This window comes from Paraliomyxa miuraensis (assembly GCF_026337845.1).
Classification (GTDB): Bacteria; Myxococcota_A; Polyangia; order Nannocystales; family Nannocystaceae; genus Paraliomyxa; species Paraliomyxa miuraensis.
Window position 1 is genome coordinate 205909 of sequence record NZ_JAOVZF010000147.1, and the last position, 18281, is coordinate 224189.

Genomic DNA, 18281 nt, shown 5'->3' on the forward strand with positions numbered 1-18281 from the left:
GGCCCGATGAGCACCGGCCCGGTCAGTGCTCGACCAGCCGCTGCACCAGCTCTCGCAGCATCGAGGGCTCGATCGGCGTGGCGATGGTGGGCAGCCCGTTGCGCTCGACGCTCTCGGAGTCGTCGTCGAAGTCCCCGCTGGTGATGAACGCCACCCGCCCAACGAGGTGCGGCGCCACCCGCATGATGCCGCGGTGGAATTCCATGCCGCTCATGTCGAGCAGCCTCATGCCGCACAGCACCGCGTCGATGCGCTCTCCGTCGTCGAGGATCGCGAACGCGTCGCGGCCGTTGCGAAGCGAGACGACCTCGTAGCGCGGGCCCAGCATGCGCGACAGCGGCCGCCCGAGCTGCCCCGACTCGTCGAGCACCAGCACCCGGGCCCGATCCACCTCGTCGTCTTCGTCGTCGATGAAGTCGTACGCGCCGCTGACCTCGGGAGCGGCCGGCAGCACCACGCTCACCCGGGTGCCACGGCCCTCTTCGCTCTCGATCTGGATCTCGCCGTGGAACGAGCGAATGATGTTGTTGGAGATCGACAGCCCCAGGCCCGTCCCCACCCCCACCGGCTTGGTGGTGTAGAAGGGATCGAACACGCGGGCCTTGACCGCATCGGGCATGCCCAGCCCGTTGTCCTTGACCGTGATCCGCACCCGCCCGTCGGGGTCGATGGCGGTGGACAGCTCGATCTCCCCGTCCTTGCCGTGCTCGCGACGCTCGGGGATCGCCTGCGCGGCGTTGACGATGAGGTTGACGAGCACCTGGGTCAGGCGCGACTCGTCGGCCACCACCGCGGGCACGTAGCCATAGTCGCGCACCAGGTGGGCGCGGTACTTGAACTGGTTGGTGGCAATGTTGACCGCGATGTCGAGCGCCTCGTGCACGTCGACGCTCTCGAGCTGCTCGGGCTGCGAGCGCGAGTAGGTCAGCAGGTCGCGCACGATCCGCTTGACCTGATCGGCGCCCTGCTGGGCCTCTGCGATCATCTTGGCGACCTGCTCGAGGGCATCGGGATCCCCGGTCGGGATCGACGACAGCTCGCGGTCGATCGCGTCGAGGTTGGCGATGACCCACGTGAGCGGGTTGTTGATCTCGTGGGCCACGCCGGCCGCCAGCGTTCCCACCGTGGCCATGCGCTCGGAGTGCACCACGCGCTCGTGGAGCTGCTTGCGCTCGGTGACGTCCTGGAACACGCCGAACACGGCGAGCGGGCGCCCGTCGTCGCTGACCTCGCACTTGCCGCGGGAGAGCACGTCGCGGATCGAGCCGTCGGGGCGCACCAGCCGAAGCTCGAACTCGAAGTCCTTGCGCAGCAGGATCGCATCGCGAATGTGGTCGGCCACGAGCCCGCGATCCTCGGGGTGATAGGCTTCCACCGTGCGCTCGACGTCGGGCTGGAACGTTCGCGGATCGAGCCCATGGATCCGATACATCTCGCGCGACCAGGTGAGGGTGTCGCTCATCAGGTCGATGTGCCAGTGGCCCACTCCGGCGACTTCCTCGGCCATGAGCAGCAGGCGCGTGCGCTCCTCGGCCTCGCGCTCGGCGAGCCGGCGCTCGGTCACGTCGCGGGCCGTGCCGTAGAAGGCCCCGTTGCGCATGGGCACCGCGCTCCACTGCAACCAGCGAAAGCCACCATCCCGACAGCGCAGGCGGTTCTCGAAGCGCAGGTCTTGATCCTCGGTGCGAAGCGACGCGAACGCCCTGGCGCTGTCGTCGGCGTCGGCCGGGTGCACGAAGTCGAGCAGCGTGCCGCGCCGCAGCTCCTCGGCGCTCCAGCCCAGCACGCGCTCCCACGCGGGGTTGAGCCACCGAATCGACCCGTGCCGGTCGACGATGCACATCAAGTCGACGGCAGACGCAACGAGCCGACCCAGCGCGCTGCGGGGGACGATCTCCGGAGGGTCGGTGGAACTGGACGCGATCAACGTTCGGCGCGAGTATACCCTCGCCGGGCTCGAGTGCCGCCGCGGGCTCCCGCCCGTGGGAGCCCGGGAACCCCCGATGCCTGCACGACCCGAACCGTGATCGCCGTGGGATCGCAGTGGGATCATGGACGATCGAGCGATCCGGGCTAGGCTGAAGAATCGTGGGTGAACGCGGGGACGACCGAATGTCGTGGTCGATCCGGGTGGGTCGAGACGAGCACGGCCGTCGCGTGTTCCACGAGCTCACCGAGCTGGTGCCCGAGCTATTGGTCCACCACTTTCCTCCGTCGTGCGGCTACGAGGCCCACGGTACCCGCCTCGGTGGCCCGATCGAAGGCGTCCGCTGGACGGTCACGCGCGCCGCGTTTCGTGGCGAGCTCGACGTGCAGCGCTACGATCGCGCCGGAGCCGATCGCGGCTCGCCCACGGCCGTGGTGCTGCGCGTGGTGGCATCGGCTGGCATGCGCGAGACGAGCGCCGTCGATCCCGAGGCGCTCGAGCGACGGGTGGTGACCTGGGCGATGGTGGGCTGGGGGCTGGGCAGCGTGGCCCTGGGCACGCTCTTGCTCGGCGTGGGCGGGCTCGTGCCCGTATGGGCCCAGGTGTTGGCCCTGGTCCCGGCCGTGGCGGCGTGGCGTGCGAGCGTGGCCTGCCTGGTGCGGCGCGCCGGAGCTCCTGCGCTCGCGCCCGCTCCCGCGGCGGCAGCCCTTCGCGCCAGCCCGGATGCAGCCCGCGAGCCCCCGGTGGTGGGCGATGGCGTGCGACGATGGCGGGAGCTCCTGCCCACCTTGGCGGCCCAACGCGAGCTGCTCCAGGCCGCCGCCGGACAGGCTCCGTTCCGCAACCCCGGCCAGCTCGAGTCGACCCACGGGACCCCGCACGAGCGCATGCGCATGGCGCTGGCGGCCGCGAGCCGCTCGCTCACGTGGTCGCAGCCGGCGCTGGTTCCCGTGCACGACCCCAGCGAGCGCGCACGCGGGCGATGAGTCCCTCCGCCGGTCTCTCCACCGGGAAGAACGAGGCGTAGGCGACTCCGGCCAGCGGGTAGTGGAACACGATCGCCATCAGCACCACCACCCCCGCGTGGAACGACCATGCGGCCACGGCCCATGACCGTCCGATCCGCGGGTGGAGGAGCGCCAGCGGAGCCCCCAGCTCGACCAGCAGCGACACCGTCGCCATCGGCGGGAACACCCAGCCGTGACCCGCCAGCGTGGCCCCCAGCCACGAGAATCCCGCCCCCAGCTCGACCTTGCGAAGATTGTCGTAGGCCACGTACATGCGCAGGGTGTCGCTGGTGGCCCAGCCCCAGCCCCCGTTGTGCACCTTGGACCAGCCCGCGATGAAGTAGGTGGTCACCGTGACGGCGCACATCAGGCGGATCGCCCAGCCGTAGCGGGCCAGCGGGCGCCGGTCGGGCGCGCTCCCTCGGCGCCGGGCGTCCATCGACAGCGCATCGGCGCTGGGCGCCGCCGCGAGCACCAGCACGTGCAGGACGATGAGGTTCTCGGTGTGGAACACCATGCTCCACGAATTGCGGTAGCTGGTCACCCACAACAAGGCGACGGCGAACGCCGGGCCGACCACGCGAAAGCGCCAGCCCGCGACGAAGGCCACGCCCAAGACCGCGGCGAGCACCGTGTGCAGCACCACCGCCCAGGCGGGGAGCGGGGCCGCCAGCAGCGTCACCGGACCCACCGGCTTCCACTGCTGCGCCGACATCCCGCTGACCGAGACGAAGTGTCCGAAGCGCACCACCAGGTAGGCCAGGGCGTAGCCGCCGACGAGCCATCGCAGCACCGCCAGCCGCTGGGCGGGCGCGGGTGCGGCCCACCAGCGCAACGGGGCGGCCAGTGCCTTGCCGATCTCGATCATCGCTCGGGCTCCTGCACGGGCGGGGTGCCCTCCTCGACCGAGCACCGGGCGTGGATGCGCGTGGCTCGTGGCTTGGTGTCTCCCGAGAAGTAGGTGAGCGCGTCGTAGGTGTCGGTGCGGACCTCGAGGTGCTCGAGGTCTGCGTGGGCGGGATCGCGACGCACGTGCTCGGCCGTGCTCTGGCACAGGGCCGAGGCGCGTCCGCGGCGAATCGCCACGTGCACGGTCTGATGGGCCTGCATCACCTCGGCGGTGCCAAGCAGCTCGGGCGGCACCGGCCGGTGCCGTCCTTCGCGAGACCATCCGACCACGTGGGGGATCTCGGCCTCGGCGCTGCGCCGATCCCTCGAGAACATGGGGTAGTTGGACAGGGGAAAGCCATCGCGAGGAGGGTCGCGCAGGATCGGCCACAGCACCGCGAGCAGCAGCCCCACGCTCCACGACAGCGCCCACAGCCGAGCGCCCGGGCTCATCGAGCTGGCGTCGTCGGTCATTGCAGCGGCTCGGGGATCGACGAGCCTTCCACCAGGCCCAGCATGCGCCCGCCGTGTCCCATGCCGGCCATGGCGTGCTGCACGAAGTCGATGCGGATCTCGGGCGAGCCCATGTGCTCGGAGAATGCGCCCACCATCGGGTGGGGCTTGGTCGCGCAGGCGAAGCAGCTCACCTCGTCCCACTGCTGCTGCACCAGGAAGTGCAGGGCACGGCGCAGCACCTCCTCGTGGGCCGTGGTGTCCTCGCCCCGCGCCCGCTCGAGGGCCAGCGCGGCGCTCATGGCCTCGCCAAAGCCCGACGAGCCCGTGTTGTGGGGGATGAGCACGTTGCCGAAGCCGTAGCCGCCCACCAGCTCGGGCGTCACGCCGTCGCTCTCGGCGAGGATGAGCCGGGTCTTGTACCGGGTGTAGTCGATGCAGAAGCGCTCGTAGCCGTCGTGGCGGTGGTGCCCCAGCGAGGCCCGGGCGGCCAGGCAGTGCCAGTTCTCCTCCATGAAGAAGAAGTCGGCGGCAAAGCCCGACCAGTAGTCGTTGGCGGTGTAGGTCATGGCCGCGTCGACGACCTCGCGCGTGAGCTCGGCCGGGGGCAGGCCGGGCAGCGCCTGCTCCGTCTGCAGGCGCTCGAGCAACGAGAGGGCGAACACCGCCTGCCCCACCGCGTAGAGCGGATCGGGGCCGGGGATCGGCTCGCCGGTGGTGAGGTCGAGCTCGGGATGGAAGCCGCCGTCCTCGCGCCGCATGTGCAGCAAGAAGCGAGTCATGCGCCCGATCGCCTCGTCGAATTCGTCGCCCACGCGCTCGCGGCACGACAGCAGCGCGATGCTGGTGAGCGCGGTCGACCCCAGGCCCACGCGCTCGACCTTCTTGCCGATCGGATACACCACGAAGCCCAGATCCTCGTGGGTCTGCATGGAGCGGACCAGCATGGCCAGCGCCTTGCGGGCGACCTCGCGGGCGCGCTGGTGGTCGCGAGCGAGCTCGCAGATCACCAGGGTGGTGCCCGCCTGGCGGGCCAGGGCAAAGCCCTGGTAGCTGACCTGGCCGGTGAAGGGGTTGGCCTTGTACTCGAAGCGACCGTCGAAGCCCTGGGCCGACAGGATGTAGCGCTCGGCCGCATCGACGGCGGCCTGGAGCGAGGCGGCGTCGAGCGGCGGCGCGGGCTCCCGCATGCGGTGCAGCGCGTGAAGCTGGCCGCCGGCATCCTGCACGAAGCTACGGACCTCGAGGCGCCGCAGGCCCTCCACCCTTGGATCGAAGCGCTCGGGCACGCTGGGCCACGACAGCGCCTTGCGGAGCTGGGCCGGGTCGAAGCCGAAGCGCAGGTCGGGGATGACCTTGATCGGCATGAACTCGTTGAACTGATCGTGCGCCAAGAGCTGCCAGGGCATCAGGCAGCGCGTGCCCTCGCAGACGCCATCGAGGCCGGGGCGCAGGAGCATGGCGTCGACCACGGGGACGACGTGCTCGAGATCCTGGGTGCCGGTCACCACGTCGATCTCGATCGGTCCGCGCAGGGCCTGGGCCTTTAGCTGGGCCTCGAGCGCGGCGAGGGCCTGCGGCAGCGTGGCTCCCTGCACGCAGCGGCTGCGGGCCTCGGCGCGGGTGGGGGCCACCTCCACCAGCGACGTCGCGACCACGGTGACCAGGCCCGGGCCCGGCGGGGCCTCGCACTCGATCGCCTGTCGGACCAGCAGCGACGGCGCATCGGCGGGAGGCTCCGGCAGCCCGGCAGGGTCGGGCAGCACGCTGGCCAGCGCCTTCGACAGCGCGTCGCCCTCGAGGCTCGCGGGATCGATCGCCGCTTCTGCCTCGGCCGAGGCGGCCGCGCGCCACAGGCCCACACCGGCCAGCAGCAGCGCGACCGCGGTGCCTCCCTGAGCGCGTCGATTCCAGCGCATGCCTCCGGTGACGGCCAGGCCCCACACGGCGAGCGGCAGCAGCAGGAAGGCCACCACCGCCCAGGCCGCGGCCAGACCGGCCGCCACGCCCTTGCCGAGCCCACCGTAGAGCGCCGCGATGTACGTGCTGGCGCTGAAGATGTGCCAGGTGATGTAGCCGAGGTAGGCCAGCGCCGTCAGCGACTGCACGCGCCACGCCAGTCCGCGGCGCGAGTGACCGAGCAGCGCGAGCGCGGCGTGTCCTCCGTGCGCCACGGCGGTGATGGTGGTGGTGATGGCAAACGGGGTGAACTCGCGCCACGGCAGCACCGTGGCGCCCCAGCCGAGGACGGCGGCCACCAGCCCCGAGAGGAGGGCGGGCGCGAAGCGAGGGAGCGCGGTGGAATCTTGGGCCATGACGCGTAGATGGGGATCAGGTGTAGATCTGCAGCTTGCGCTGGTAGGCATCGGTGAGCTCGTGATCGTGCCCGAGCAAGCCGAACACGATCAGCATGGCCTTGTGGGCGGCCGCGTCGCGGTACTTGTTCTTGCGCATCACGCTCTCGAGGAACGCCTGCAGCGCGTCCTCCCAGCGGTGTGCCGCCGCGTGGGCGCAGCCCAGGGCGTACCAGGCGTCGAGATCGCCGTCGTCGGACCCGAGGCGGGTGCGGGCGGTGGTCTCGTCGAGGGTCTGGAGCTCGGCGTGGAAGATCAGCGCCTTGCGCAGGAACTCCGCCTGCTCGTGCTCGGGCGCATCCCAGCGGATCGCCTCGGCGTGACGCTCGACCGCCTCCGCGTCGCCCTCGTCGAGCGCGAGGCGAGCCAGCGCGAGGTTGGCCCCGGCGTGGGCGGCATCGAGGCCGAGCGCCGCCTCGAACGCGGTGCGGGCTGCTGCCACGTCGCCGGCGGCCAGCTTGGCCCGGCCGGCCTGCGCGTGATCGTCGGCCGGCGAGGGCAGGTGCTCGTCGAGGAACTTGCGAATGGAGCCACCCGGCAGCGCGCCCACGAACTCGGCGGCGACCTTGCCGTTGATGAACAGCTTGACCGCCGGGATGCTGCGGATGCCGTAGCGCGCCGAGATCCGCGGGGCCTGGTCGGTGTCGATCTTGACCAGCACGAAGCGCTCGTCGCCCTCGGCGATCTGCTCGAGCACCGGCCCCAGCATGCGGCACGGGCCGCACCACTGCGCCCAGAAGTCCACGAGCACGGGCAGCTCGTGGGAGCGCTCGAGCACCTGCGCGTCGAACTCGGCCTCGCCGATCTCCATCGCCATGCCGCGGAAGGTAACAAGGCGGGTCTTTGGGCGGTCAAGGGGCTTGAATCATTGTGGTTTGTTCGCAGGGACGCCGCACCGAGCGACGCCGGCGGCAGGGACGTCGGCCGGAATCACCTCGATCGCCTGCTTGATCGTGCCCAGCGATCCGTTTGACTCCGGCCTCGACGAAATCGAGGATACGAAGCCACGCCGATGGGACCAGGGACCAACGACGACGAAGCGGGGGCACCTGACGACACCTCGGACGACCACGTTCGGGCGGGGATGGTGGTGGGCCTCTTCGCCTATGCGCAGGCCCGAGGCCTGCCGCGCGAGGAGCTCCTCGCGTGCATGGAGCTGTCGCTGCCGGACCTACTCGACCCCGAGGCCCGGGTACCCGACCGAGCGCTGCACCTCTTGTGGCGCCGCCTGGCCGCGCACTGCCCGGGCGAGGCGGTCGGGCTGCACCTGGCCTCGGTCGCGCCGCTGACCGACTTCGGCGTGCTGCTGCACGCGGTTCGCTTCACCCGCACCATGCACGAGGCCCTGCGGATGTTCGTGCGCTACAGCGACCTCATCGCCGGACGCCTCGAGGTGCGCTTGGTGGAGGGGCCCGAGCATACGGCGCTGCACATGCATCACCCGCTCGACGACCTCGACGGAGGCCACCTCGCCGAGATGGCGCTGGCCCTCACCGCGCGCCTGGGTCGCGAGAGCTTCGGCAGCGACGGCGCCCTCGACCACGTGGAGCTGCGTTCCGTCCCGCACGGGCCGCTCGACCAGTACACGAGCACGTTCGGGGTCCCGGTTCGCTTCGAGCAGCCCCACAACGCGATCGTGTTTCGCACCGCCGACTTCAGCATCCCGGTGCGGCGCGGCGACGCTCACACGCTCGAGTACCTGCAAGCCCACTTCGAGGCCGTCCGCCAGCGCTTCGCCCCCGCCCCCACCGACGACTTGGCCCCGGTGCACGTCGCCATCGCCACCAACGCGGAGCGCGGCGAGTACGGAGCCGAGGCCCTGGCCAAGCAGCTGGGCATGGGCCTGCGCACCCTGCAGCGCATGCTCCGCGAGCACGACACCACGGTGGCCGCCCTGCTCGAGCAGGCGCGCGAGGCCAACGCCCGCGCGCTGCTCGGCGACCCGCAGATCGGCGTCGACGAGGTGGCGTTCGTGCTCGGCTACTCCTCGGCGCGAGCCTTCCGGCGTGCGTGCATCCGCTGGACGGGGCTGCCGCCCTCGGAGCTGCGGGCCCAGCTCGTCTCGGGCTGAGAGACCACTGCCACTGCGAGGCTGCGGACGCGGGCCCGGCCTGGCCATGGATCAGATCGGGCAGAACGCGGTGCCGTCGTCCATGTGGAACGAGGCCTCCTGGCAGCTCCCGTGGCCGTTCTTGTCGACCCAGCAGGAGTTGCAGCCATTGAAGAACAAGTCGCATCCTTCGCACTGGAGGTAGAGGCCGAGGTCGTCGTTGTCGAACTGACTCGTGTAGTAGTACGTGCCGTTCTTGACGACTCCCACCTGGGCCACGCGAACCGCGTTGCTCGAGTCGGTCTTGACGTGCATGTAGAACGCGCTGCTGCCGGCCGATCCTGCATCCGAGGGCGTGCAGCACTTGGTCTCGCCCCGATCGATGCCGGTGAACGAGCACTTCTCCAGATCGCCTTCATAGTAGAACTTGAGCGTGAGCGTGCCGTCGGTCCCGGCGCCGCTCGCATCGCGTGCCTTGATGCACAGCTCGTCGGGGTTGGACAGGTTCACTCGCGCACCCCCGATTGGCACGCAATTGCCGTGCTCGCAGTCCTGCATGTCGGTCACCAGGTCCTCGTGGGGCTGCCGGCAGGTGGCGATCCCCTGTGCGTCACCCAGACACCGCAGCCCTGGGGCGCAGGTCTTGGCGTAGGTGAGGTCGCCGTCGACCGGGGTGCAGTCCTCTCCTTCGCCGCGAGAGCCTCGCAAGAACAGGGGCTCCACCGGCAGCGCGCCGGTGCAGGCCGTCGCCTCGGCCACGGACGCGACGAGGTAGGCCGCCGCGCCCTCGGGGTCGAAGGTGAGCTCGCCGCTGATCAGCAGCGGATGCTCGAGGTCCAGCGGACACGCGAGGGTCTGAGCGCCCACCTCTTCGGGATCACAGCCCTGGCTGGCCTGGAGGTAGGCATCGGACAGGCGCTCACAGAAGTCGTCGACCGACAGGGGCTGGCTGGACTTCGTGGCGAGCGCGGAGTCCACGGAGTGCATGGAGATGGTGGCGTCCTCGTCGTCGAGGACGAGCTCGTCGGGCGAGGGTGCCTGGTCATCGCAGGCACCAACGCCGATCATCAACGACAGAACGAGGAGGGTGGACGAGGAAGTGGCTTTGATTTGCATGGTCTGGTGATCCCTTCGGATGGTCTCGATGAGTGTTCAGCCGGCCGCGCGGAGCTTGTCGCGGACGATGGCGATGAGCTCCGCGGGCGATTTCCCGGCGAGCTCGTCCCACGGCATGTCCAGGCCCGAGATGCTGGTGAGCTTGTTCTCGATCATCAGCTTGGGGATCCGGTGGTAGCTCCACACGATGCCAAATTGCTCGTCGGAGCGGCGCGAGGCCTTGAACGACCCGTGCTCGGTGGACTCGTCCACGAAGCCCTGGAAGCCCGCCTTGCCCGACAGCTCGATGTAGCGCGCGTCCTGCTCGGTCGCGTTCCAGAACGTGTGCTCGTGGCCGCGCGGCTTGAGCACGTAGCTGCCCGCAGGCGCCGTGAAGCGCTCGCCGTCTTCGCCCCCCACCTGGAAGACCAGCTCTCCGCTGAGCACCACGACCACCTGATCCTCGTGCTCGTGGGTGTGCGGGGCAAGCAGCGAGCGCGGCTTCATCACCCCCTCCATGACCGAGTAGTCGTCGTTGAGCTTGCTGGCGTGGATCTTGGTGACCAAGTGGGTCCCGGAAGCGTCGCCAGCGCCGGGAAGGGTGAGCAGATCCGCCGTGGTGGGCCGTGTCATCGTTCTTTCTCCTTCGTGGTTGGGGGTCAGGGCCTCGGGGAGCCGTTCGACTCGAGCCTCGACGAAATCGAGGATACGAAGCCACGCCGATGGGACCAGGGACCAACGACGACAAAGCGGGGACACCTGACGACACTCGGACTCTCGATCTCATGCCTTCACCGTTGGCTGCGTCACCGCGCAGCACGTGCCGGAGCTGGGCGACTCTTTCGAGGCGGAGTCGAAGCGTTCTACTCTCCCCCGAGAGTCCGTCACGATGTCGCTGTCCGTCACGATGTCACTGCTCGACGAGGCGCACACACCCGTCGAGCGCGCCGTCGCGGTCCCGCTCGCAGCGGAGCTCACCGACGAGCCGCTCTGGCGGCGCTTCCTCGGGCAGACCGCACACCTCGCCATTCGCGGCGGTGCGCGCTCCGTGCTTCGCGAGGCGCTCGGCGAGCCGCTCGGCTCGCTGCCGCGAGCGTGGGCAGACTCGCACGTGGCCGAGCATGGGCGCCCCGACTTCTTCATGGTCCGCGTCGCCACGACTCGCACGGCGAGCATGGACGACGCACGGATCCGGACCATCGAAGCCGGCCACGAGATCGGCCGCGCTGCCTTCACCCGCGACGCGCAGCGCGTGATGGCCTTCGTCTGGGGTGATGACTCCCAGTGGCCATGCAGCGGCCCGCCGGGCCGCACGTCTGCCCTGCTCCAGTGGCGGCGCTCGACGGGTGAGTTCGTCGGTGGCACGCATGTCGGTCAGTTTCGCGAGGGCAACGGCACCTTCGACCTCTCGCACGACGGGCGGCGCGTGGCCGTCCGTTCGCACCGCAGCACGCACGTGCACGAGGTCGACGCCACCACGCACCTCGTCTCGCCGCGGGTGCTCGTGGAGCTGCCCGGCAGCGAGGGCCCGAACGTCCTGACGTTCCTCGATGACGGCCGGATCGTCGCCGACGATGGATACGACGTGCTCGTGTACTCCATCGATCCCGAGGTGCACGCGTCACGCGTCTCGAGCATCGGCAACGGCGGACGCGTCGTCGCTCTCGAGACGGCGAAGGTGATGATCGGCGGAGGGAGCAGCCCCGCGCCGAGGATCGCCGTGCACGAGCTCTCGACGCTCGCGCTCGAGGGCATCGCGATCGCAGACCTCGGCGCCGACGAGGCCACGCCACGGATCCTGCACCAGCGCTGGCACGACATCGTAGGCACGCGCAGGGGCGCCGTCGTGTCCGCCCTGGCGCTCTCGCCTTCCGGGACCCGGCTCGCATCCGGCGACTGGCTCCGTGACGTGCGCGTGTGGGACGTCGAGCGGCTCGCCGCCTGTGCGGGCTCGCTGCGCGACACGCAGGTCGCTGCACCAAGGGTCGCCAGCCACGACGGCTGGGTCTCTGCGCTCGCCTTCGTCGGCGACGAGCGCCTGCTCTCCGCGGGCTGGGACGGCGTGGTGCTCGACATCGACCTCTCCGCGGGCCCTCGCATGCGCCGCGCGCTCCACGGGCACCACGGATACGTGACGTCCCTCGACGTGTCGGCGGACGGCACCGAGGTGCTCTCCGCCGATTCCTCCGGGAGCATCATCTCGTGGGACCTCACGCGCGGCACGAGCCGAGCGCCGCCGTTCTTGCTCGACTACGGCGGGCACCGGCCGCCCATCGTTCTGCGCGTGACGAGCGACCAGGTGCGCATCGCCGTGGGATGGATCGAAGCGATCTTCGATCACCACGGCGCCCTGCTCGACACGCACGCGTTCGAGCCACCGGCAAGGGCGTCGAGATCCCTGGGCGCGCACGTCGAGGTCCGCGGCTTCGAGTCCGACGCGATCGACGTGGAAGTCACCGCGCTCACACGCGGTGAAGCACTCGACGAATCCGGGCCGGCGGTGGGCCCCGCGCTCGTGGTCACACGTGACGATGCGGTGCTCGACGTCGTCACCCTCGACGCAAGCGCGCTCGCGTTCGCGTGGGTCGACGCCCACACCATGGTGGTGCTCGACGCCGGCGGGCACGTCTCGTTCTGGCGCCGTTGAACCGCTCGAGGTCACCTCCGTGCGCGGGCGCCGAAACCGCGGTCCGCCGAGGATGCGTCGAAATTACCCGACTCGTGACGGATCGGACGTCGTAGTTCGCCCGCTCGCGTGGTGTACTCCCGGTCACGGTCCAGCCGGCTGTGCAGACCCCCACGAGGAGAACGACCGACCATGGCCCTCAGCGATCAAGTCCCAACCCAGTCCCCCTTCCCCGCCAGGACCGACGGCTCGGTCGTCATTGCCGACATCGAGCTCGGGGGCAAGACCGCCATCGTCACCGGGGGCTATAGCGGCATCGGCCTCGAGACCACTCGGGCGCTCGCAGCCAAGGGCGTCAAGGTCATCGTCCCCGTCCGCGACCCCGGCAAGGCCAAGGACACCCTCGCCGACATCGAAGGCGACGTGGTCACTCACGCCCTCGACCTCGCCGAGCTCGCCTCGGTGCGTGCGTTCTCGGCAGCCATGGTCGCCGACCTCGCGCGACTCGACCTGCTGATCAACAACGCGGGCATCATGGCGTGTCCCGAGGCGCGCGTCGGGCCCGGCTGGGAGTCGCAGTTCGGCGTCAACCACATGGGGCACTTCGCGCTCACCCAGGGGCTGATGCCGTTGCTCGAAAAGACGCCCGGCCACCGCGTCGTTGCGCTGACCTCGACCGGCCACAAGATCAGCGACATCCGCTGGGACGACCTGAACTTCGAATCGGGCTCGTACGACAAGTGGGTCGCCTACGGCCAGGCAAAGACCGCGAACGCGCTGTTCGCCAACGCCCTGTCGCGTCGGCTCGAGGGCAAGGGAGGCCTCGCGTTCTCGGTGCACCCGGGCGGCATCTTCACGCCGCTGCAGCGCCACCTTCCCAAGGAAGAGCAAGTACGGCTCGGGTGGATCGACGAACATGGCGAGCCCACCCCGCTGGCCAAGCAGGGCTTCAAGACCCCGCCGCAAGGCTGCTCCACCACGTTGTGGGCGGCCACCTCGCCGGCGCTCGAGGGCAAGCCGGGCGTGTACTGCGAGGACTGCGACATCGCGGCGCCCACCCAAGACGGCCCCATGTCACGCTACCGCGGCGTCAACCCCCACGCCGCAAGCGACGAGTCGGCCGAGAGGCTCTGGGAGCTGAGCGAGACGCTGCTCGCCGACGCCTGAGCGTCGAGGTCGCAGGTTGCCCTCGAGCTTCGCGTGGCCGCCCCGACCCGCTCGATGCATACTCGGACCGCATGCTGGACCTGTGGCTGATTCGACACGCAGAGAGCCAGGGCAACGTCGATGGCACCCAGGCCGACACTCCGCTGTCGCCGCGAGGGGCTCGCCAGGCTGATGCGCTACGAGCCGCCCTGGCCCCGATGGACTTCGAGCGGGTGTTCACCTCTCCCTTGCTACGAGCTCGCGAGACCGCCGCGAGGGCCATACCCGGGGCCGAGCCCGTGGTGGAGCCCGCGCTCACCGAGCTGCGTCGGCCGCCCGATCGCTTCATCGACACCTCGTCGCTGACCCTGGACGATCTACGGAAACTGGCCGACGCGACCGAGGCCAGCCCCGCCGAGACTGGCCCGCAGTTCCGGGATCGTATTCGGGGGTGGCTGCGCTCCCTCGAGGGGGTGCGCTCGGCAATCGCGTTCACCCACTATGCCGTCATCCGCGAGGGCCTCTACATGCTGACCCCCGAGCAGGGCTTCGTGCAGAGCGTGGAGCACTGCGCCATCTTTCGGATCGAGGTCGACGAGGGCCGAGGCCGGCTGCGCCAGACCATGGACTCCTCCGAATCCTCGTAGAGGCCCTTGCCGCCCTCGTCGCCCTCGTCGCGGTGCAAGCCGCTCAGGCCGCGCTGTCCGAGTCGTGGAAGACCTCGGGAACGGGCTCGACGCACGGGCGCTCGTGCACCGCACGCCACGCGAGGATCTGAGCCAGCGTCTGCCACAGCGCGGTGCGATCGTTGGCCCCGCGCACCCGCTCGATCGCCGAGCGCGACAGCAGCAGCAGCCGCGTCCCGGGTCGCTCGACCACGATCGAGGCCTGGCGCGCCTGGCCGAGGACGGCCGACGCCACCCCGATCACCTCGCCGGCCCCCAGCCGCGCGACCGCTCGATCGCCACGCAGCGCCGAGACCTCGCCCTCGAGCACGACCGCCAGTCCGCGCACGCCGTCGCCCTCGCGAAACGCCAGGTCACCCGGCTGCCCCTCGACCTCGACTGCGTGCTCGAGCAGCCCGCGACGCCCGGCCGCCGACAACCCCGCGGTGAGCACCGACAGCGCGCGGTGATCGTAGCGGGGCTCCCAGCGACGCACCCCGGACTCGGCGGGCAGATCCGGCTGCGCTCGGAACCACCGCAGCCCCGCGTCCGGCCACGGCCGCGGCAGGCGACGCAGCGCGGGCAAGAGCGGCGAGCGCACGCGGGCCAGGTGCTCCTCGTCGTGGCCCACGAGCAACGTGGGCACGCGATAGCCCCCGCTGGGCTTGGCCCACGCTCGCCCCACCGCTCGATAGCCCATGCGCTGGTACATCGACAGCAGCGCGGGCTCGCACGACACGCAAAACAGCATCATCCCGCAGTCGCGGATCGAGTGCTCGAAGAACGCCCGGGTGAGCACCAGCGAGGCGCCGGTCTTGCGCATCTGGGGCATGATGGCCATGCGCGCGGCGATGCCCGTGTACTCGATGAGCTCGGGGGGTACGAGGTCGAGTCGATACTCGTGGTGCACCTGGGGCTGGTGCGCCACGCTGCGGGCGAAGATCCCCCGCACGCAGCCCACGATGCGACCGCTCCAGCGCTCGCGCACCGCCAGCATGATCGCATCGGCCCCTTCCTCGGAGAACCCCGAGGTCTCGAGCGCCGTGCGCCCCGCCACGCGGCGAAGCTCCCAGCGGCGCACCGACTCGATGATCTCCACGCATGCCGCGAGGTCCGAGCGCTCGTGCACCACGAACGCCTCGAAGCGACCGCTCAGGTCGTCGAGCCCAATCCGTGCCATGGCCAGCATGCTCATGCGTCCGCTGCCCTTTCCTTCGTGTCGTTGGCGTCGTCGATCCAAAGCCCCCAGCCGTGGGGCGCGAGCGATTGCTCGGCGAGCTCCATCCAGCCTCCCCGCCCGTAGGCGAGGCTCGGTGCCACCGGCTCCCAGGCCAGCACGTGCCGACCGAGCCCGCCTTCGAGACCGCGAAGGGCCGAGCCTGCCGCCCGTGCGATCACGTGGCCCGCCCGCGTGAGCACCGAGGTCTCGCCGGCCTGGGCGCCCACGATGATCCCCCAGCCGGCGGCCCGGGCCTGCTCCGCCAGCGCGAGCGAGCGCAGCACGCCGCCGCAGCGCGAGACCTTGATGTTGACGATCCACTCCGCCGGGTGCTCGGCGTGCGCCCGAAGATCGGCGGGCGAGCCCACGGCCTCGTCGAGGATCATCGGTACGCCCAGCGCTCGCCCGATGGCGGCGGTGGCCTCGGGACGACCGGGGAGCAGCGGCTCCTCCACCGCCCAGAACCCCGAACCACCCTCCAGCAGCGCACCGAGGTGTCGCATCGCGGCCTGCTCGTCGTGCCCGAAGGCGTTGTTGGCATCGAGGTGGATGCGCGCGTGGGGGACCCGCTGCCGCACCGCGCCCAGCAGGGCACGATCGGCCGTTGGATCGAGCCCGACCTTGAGCTTGAGGTGCTCGATCTGCATGGGCACGAGCCGGTCGAGCACCGCCGGCCCCGGGTTCATGCCGAGCACGGTCGTGTAGCGAAATCGAGTGGGCGCCGCGGGCCGATCGAGCAGCGTCTCCACGCTCAGCCCGGCCTCGCGCGCCAGCAGATCGAGGACCGCGGTCTCCACGGCGCAGCGGGCCGCAGGGGGTGCTGGTGACGTGGAGATCCAGTCATGCAGCGCCGCCACATCGTGGAGTGCGAGCGCGGGCATCGATGCGATCCAGTCGAGCGCGGACGCGAGCGTCTCGCCGGTCTGGTAGTCGCGCGGGCATCCTTCGCCGATGCCGCGCGCTCCCTCGCGCTCGGCGAGCACGAGCACCGACTCGGAGCTCGTGCGGTACTTGGACGCCTGCTGGAAGGCAGTGCGAAACGGGATCTCGAGCGGTCGCGCATGCAGGGAGATCACGCGGCGGTCCGGGGGCGGAGCGTTGGGCGGCAAGGTACCCGGGCCTCGTGCAGGGCCCGTGCCGAAGCCGGCCGGGACGCGATCACCACCGCTTGCAATCGCGTGAAATCTCGGCGGGCCCGGGAGGCGGACGATCCGGCGCGCCCCGGATCGCAGCAACCTCCGGAATTCGCCGCTTCTGGCCGTTCCAGCGGGGAGGAGCGACCGAAGGCAACACCTCTGGCCACCGGCCACCACGCTGGCCACCCCACCGCTCCAGGGCTCCGAGCCGCCCGACGAGGTGCATCATCGCTCCGGCTGCACCTGCCCGGCCGCCCCGCTCACGACGGTGGGCCGGCCGCCCCTCTCACCCCTCGAGCCCGTCCTCCCCCTCGGCTGCCGCTCGCTCGCCGGCCTCACCCACCTCGCACGCTCGCCCCTGCGGCAGCGGCAGCGGCTTGCCCTCGTCATCCTTGCGATAGGGACTGAACCGCGCCAGCTGTTCCATGTACCCGCCGAGCTCCATCGCCTCGGCCCTCAAGTACCGCTCCACCCCGTGCCGCAGCCCCGGGTGTCGCAGCCAGTGATTGCTGTACGTCTTGGCCGGCAAGAACCCCCGCAAGAGCTTGTGCTCCCCCTGCGCCCCCGCCTCGAACAGCGGCAGCCCGTGCCGGATGCAGTGCTCGATGCCCGCGTAGTAGGCCACCTCGAAGTGCAGGAACGGGATCTCCCTCGCGCACCCCCAGTAGCGACCGTAGAGCGCGTGCTCGGTCTGGAAGAACAAGGCGCCCGCCACCAGCCGACCACCCTGCTCCACCCGCGCGAACAGGGCCTGCTGCGACATCATGCTCGGCATCAGCTCGAAGAACTCCTGCGTCAGGTAGCCCTCGTTGCCGTGCATGAGGCACGTGCGGCGATAGAACGCCTCGAGCCGCAGCACGTCGTCGCGGGTCCACTCCGACGCGGGCCGCAGCTCCACCGGACCGTCGATCGCCTCGAGGGCACGCCGACGCTCCTTGCGGATCTGCTTGCGCTTGCGCGACGACAGCCCCGCGAGGAACTCGTCGAAGTCGGCGTAGCCCGCCGTCTCGACGGCTGGCCCCGTGCGGTTGTGCCAGTGGAACTGGAAGCTCGCCCGCGGGCAGTAGCCGGCCTCGGCCAGCACCCCGTGCTCCTGCGCGCCGCAGAACAACCAGTGCACCGAGTGGCACGACAGCTCGTCGGCCACCGCTCGCACGCCCTCGAGCAACGCCTCGATCACGGCGGTGCGATCGGCGACGCCCAGCCCCGGCGCGACCAGCAGCCGGCGCCCGGTGGCCGGCGTCACCGGAGCCGCGATCACCAGCTTGGGGTAGTACGGCACCCCGGCTTGCCGACTGGCCCTCGCCCAGCCAAAGTCGAAGATGTACTCGCCGTAGCTGTGAGTCTTGCGATAGCACGCCACCGCCCCCAGCAGCCGGGCCGCGCCCGCGGCGCGAGCCTCGTCGTCGGCATCGCCCTCCACCCGCTCGACCAGCACGTAGCAAGGCTCCCAGCCCGTCCCCTCGCCCACCGAGCCCGAGCGCTCGAGCGCTCGCAGGAAGCCGTGACCGGTGAAGGGGCTCGGCCCATGATCGAGGCCGTCCCAGGCTGCGGGATCGACGCCTGCGAGATCGAGCACCGTACGCGTGGACAGCCGCACCGTCCGTGTCCTTCTACTTGCGACCCGCGGCGCCTGCAAACCCTGGCCCTCCGTGAGGGCCCCTGCCCGTTCGGGCGGGAGGCAAGGCCGGATCCCCCTGCTAGAATCCGCCGCG

At 70.6% G+C, this 18281-nt stretch carries 15 protein-coding genes; 5 read left to right on the top strand and 10 right to left on the bottom strand.

What is annotated here, in order from left to right; translation table 11 throughout:
• Positions 1-22: 22 nt before the first annotated feature.
• Positions 23-1927: a PAS domain-containing protein gene (locus tag OEB96_RS14395; RefSeq protein ID WP_266216274.1), complete on the bottom strand. Its 1905-nt coding sequence runs from the start codon at positions 1925-1927 to the stop codon at positions 23-25.
• Between the two features lie 161 nt (positions 1928-2088).
• Here OEB96_RS14395 and OEB96_RS14400 point away from each other — a divergent pair, with 161 nt between their 5' ends.
• Positions 2089-2913 carry a hypothetical protein gene (locus OEB96_RS14400; RefSeq protein WP_266216276.1) on the top strand — a complete coding sequence of 275 codons (825 nt, stop codon included), beginning with the start codon at positions 2089-2091 and terminating at the stop codon, positions 2911-2913.
• Here OEB96_RS14400 and OEB96_RS14405 read toward each other — a convergent pair.
• From OEB96_RS14405 to OEB96_RS14420, 4 genes are read right to left on the bottom strand one after another with little or no spacing between them, the layout of a single operon-like run.
• Positions 2849-3802 (bottom strand): HTTM domain-containing protein, encoded by a 954-nt coding sequence (locus tag OEB96_RS14405; protein WP_266216278.1) that lies wholly within the window; start codon positions 3800-3802, stop codon positions 2849-2851. The genes OEB96_RS14400 and OEB96_RS14405 overlap by 65 nt on opposite strands.
• On the bottom strand, positions 3799-4296 hold the full coding sequence (locus tag OEB96_RS14410; protein WP_266216280.1) for a hypothetical protein: 498 nt from the start codon (positions 4294-4296) through the stop codon (positions 3799-3801). Before OEB96_RS14410 ends, OEB96_RS14405 begins: the two co-directional genes overlap by 4 nt.
• The gene (locus OEB96_RS14415) at positions 4293-6590 is read right to left on the bottom strand and encodes a prenyltransferase/squalene oxidase repeat-containing protein (RefSeq protein WP_266216282.1); all 2298 of its coding nucleotides are present in this window, start codon (positions 6588-6590) and stop codon (positions 4293-4295) included. The genes OEB96_RS14410 and OEB96_RS14415 overlap by 4 nt, the downstream gene beginning before the upstream one ends.
• A gap of 16 nt (positions 6591-6606) precedes the next feature.
• Entirely contained in the window at positions 6607-7446 is an 840-nt protein-coding gene (locus tag OEB96_RS14420) for a tetratricopeptide repeat protein (RefSeq protein WP_266216284.1), read from the bottom strand.
• Positions 7447-7641: 195 nt separating this feature from the next.
• On the opposite strand from OEB96_RS14420, the gene OEB96_RS14425 reads away from it, so the two are divergent.
• Positions 7642-8700: an AraC family transcriptional regulator gene (locus tag OEB96_RS14425; RefSeq protein ID WP_266216286.1), complete on the top strand. Its 1059-nt coding sequence runs from the start codon at positions 7642-7644 to the stop codon at positions 8698-8700.
• Positions 8701-8751: 51 nt separating this feature from the next.
• On the opposite strand, the gene OEB96_RS14430 is transcribed toward OEB96_RS14425, so the two are convergent.
• Together OEB96_RS14430 and OEB96_RS14435 are read right to left on the bottom strand one after the other, a co-directional pair.
• The gene (locus tag OEB96_RS14430; protein WP_266216288.1) at positions 8752-9795 is read right to left on the bottom strand and encodes a hypothetical protein; all 1044 of its coding nucleotides are present in this window, start codon (positions 9793-9795) and stop codon (positions 8752-8754) included.
• 36 nt (positions 9796-9831) lie between these two features.
• The gene (locus OEB96_RS14435; RefSeq protein ID WP_266216290.1) at positions 9832-10407 is read right to left on the bottom strand and encodes a cupin domain-containing protein; all 576 of its coding nucleotides are present in this window, start codon (positions 10405-10407) and stop codon (positions 9832-9834) included.
• 256 nt (positions 10408-10663) lie between these two features.
• Between OEB96_RS14435 and OEB96_RS14440 the strand changes: the two genes are divergently transcribed.
• From OEB96_RS14440 to OEB96_RS14450, 3 genes are all read left to right on the top strand, one after another.
• Complete coding sequence (locus OEB96_RS14440) at positions 10664-12421, top strand: WD40 repeat domain-containing protein (protein ID WP_266216292.1); 1758 nt, start codon at positions 10664-10666, stop codon at positions 12419-12421.
• A 171-nt stretch (positions 12422-12592) separates the two neighbouring features.
• Positions 12593-13567 (top strand): oxidoreductase, encoded by a 975-nt coding sequence (locus OEB96_RS14445; protein WP_266216294.1) that lies wholly within the window; start codon positions 12593-12595, stop codon positions 13565-13567.
• Between the two features lie 71 nt (positions 13568-13638).
• Positions 13639-14193: a histidine phosphatase family protein gene (locus OEB96_RS14450; protein WP_266216296.1), complete on the top strand. Its 555-nt coding sequence runs from the start codon at positions 13639-13641 to the stop codon at positions 14191-14193.
• A gap of 43 nt (positions 14194-14236) precedes the next feature.
• On the opposite strand, the gene OEB96_RS14455 is transcribed toward OEB96_RS14450, so the two are convergent.
• The 3 genes from OEB96_RS14455 to OEB96_RS14465 form a co-directional block, all read right to left on the bottom strand.
• Entirely contained in the window at positions 14237-15391 is a 1155-nt protein-coding gene (locus tag OEB96_RS14455) for a cyclic nucleotide-binding domain-containing protein (RefSeq protein WP_266216298.1), read from the bottom strand.
• Between the two features lie 11 nt (positions 15392-15402).
• Positions 15403-16506 carry an enolase C-terminal domain-like protein gene (locus OEB96_RS14460; protein ID WP_266216300.1) on the bottom strand — a complete coding sequence of 368 codons (1104 nt, stop codon included), beginning with the start codon at positions 16504-16506 and terminating at the stop codon, positions 15403-15405.
• 346 nt (positions 16507-16852) lie between these two features.
• On the bottom strand, positions 16853-18166 hold the full coding sequence (locus OEB96_RS14465; RefSeq protein ID WP_266216302.1) for a GNAT family N-acetyltransferase: 1314 nt from the start codon (positions 18164-18166) through the stop codon (positions 16853-16855).
• Positions 18167-18281: the final 115 nt, after the last annotated feature.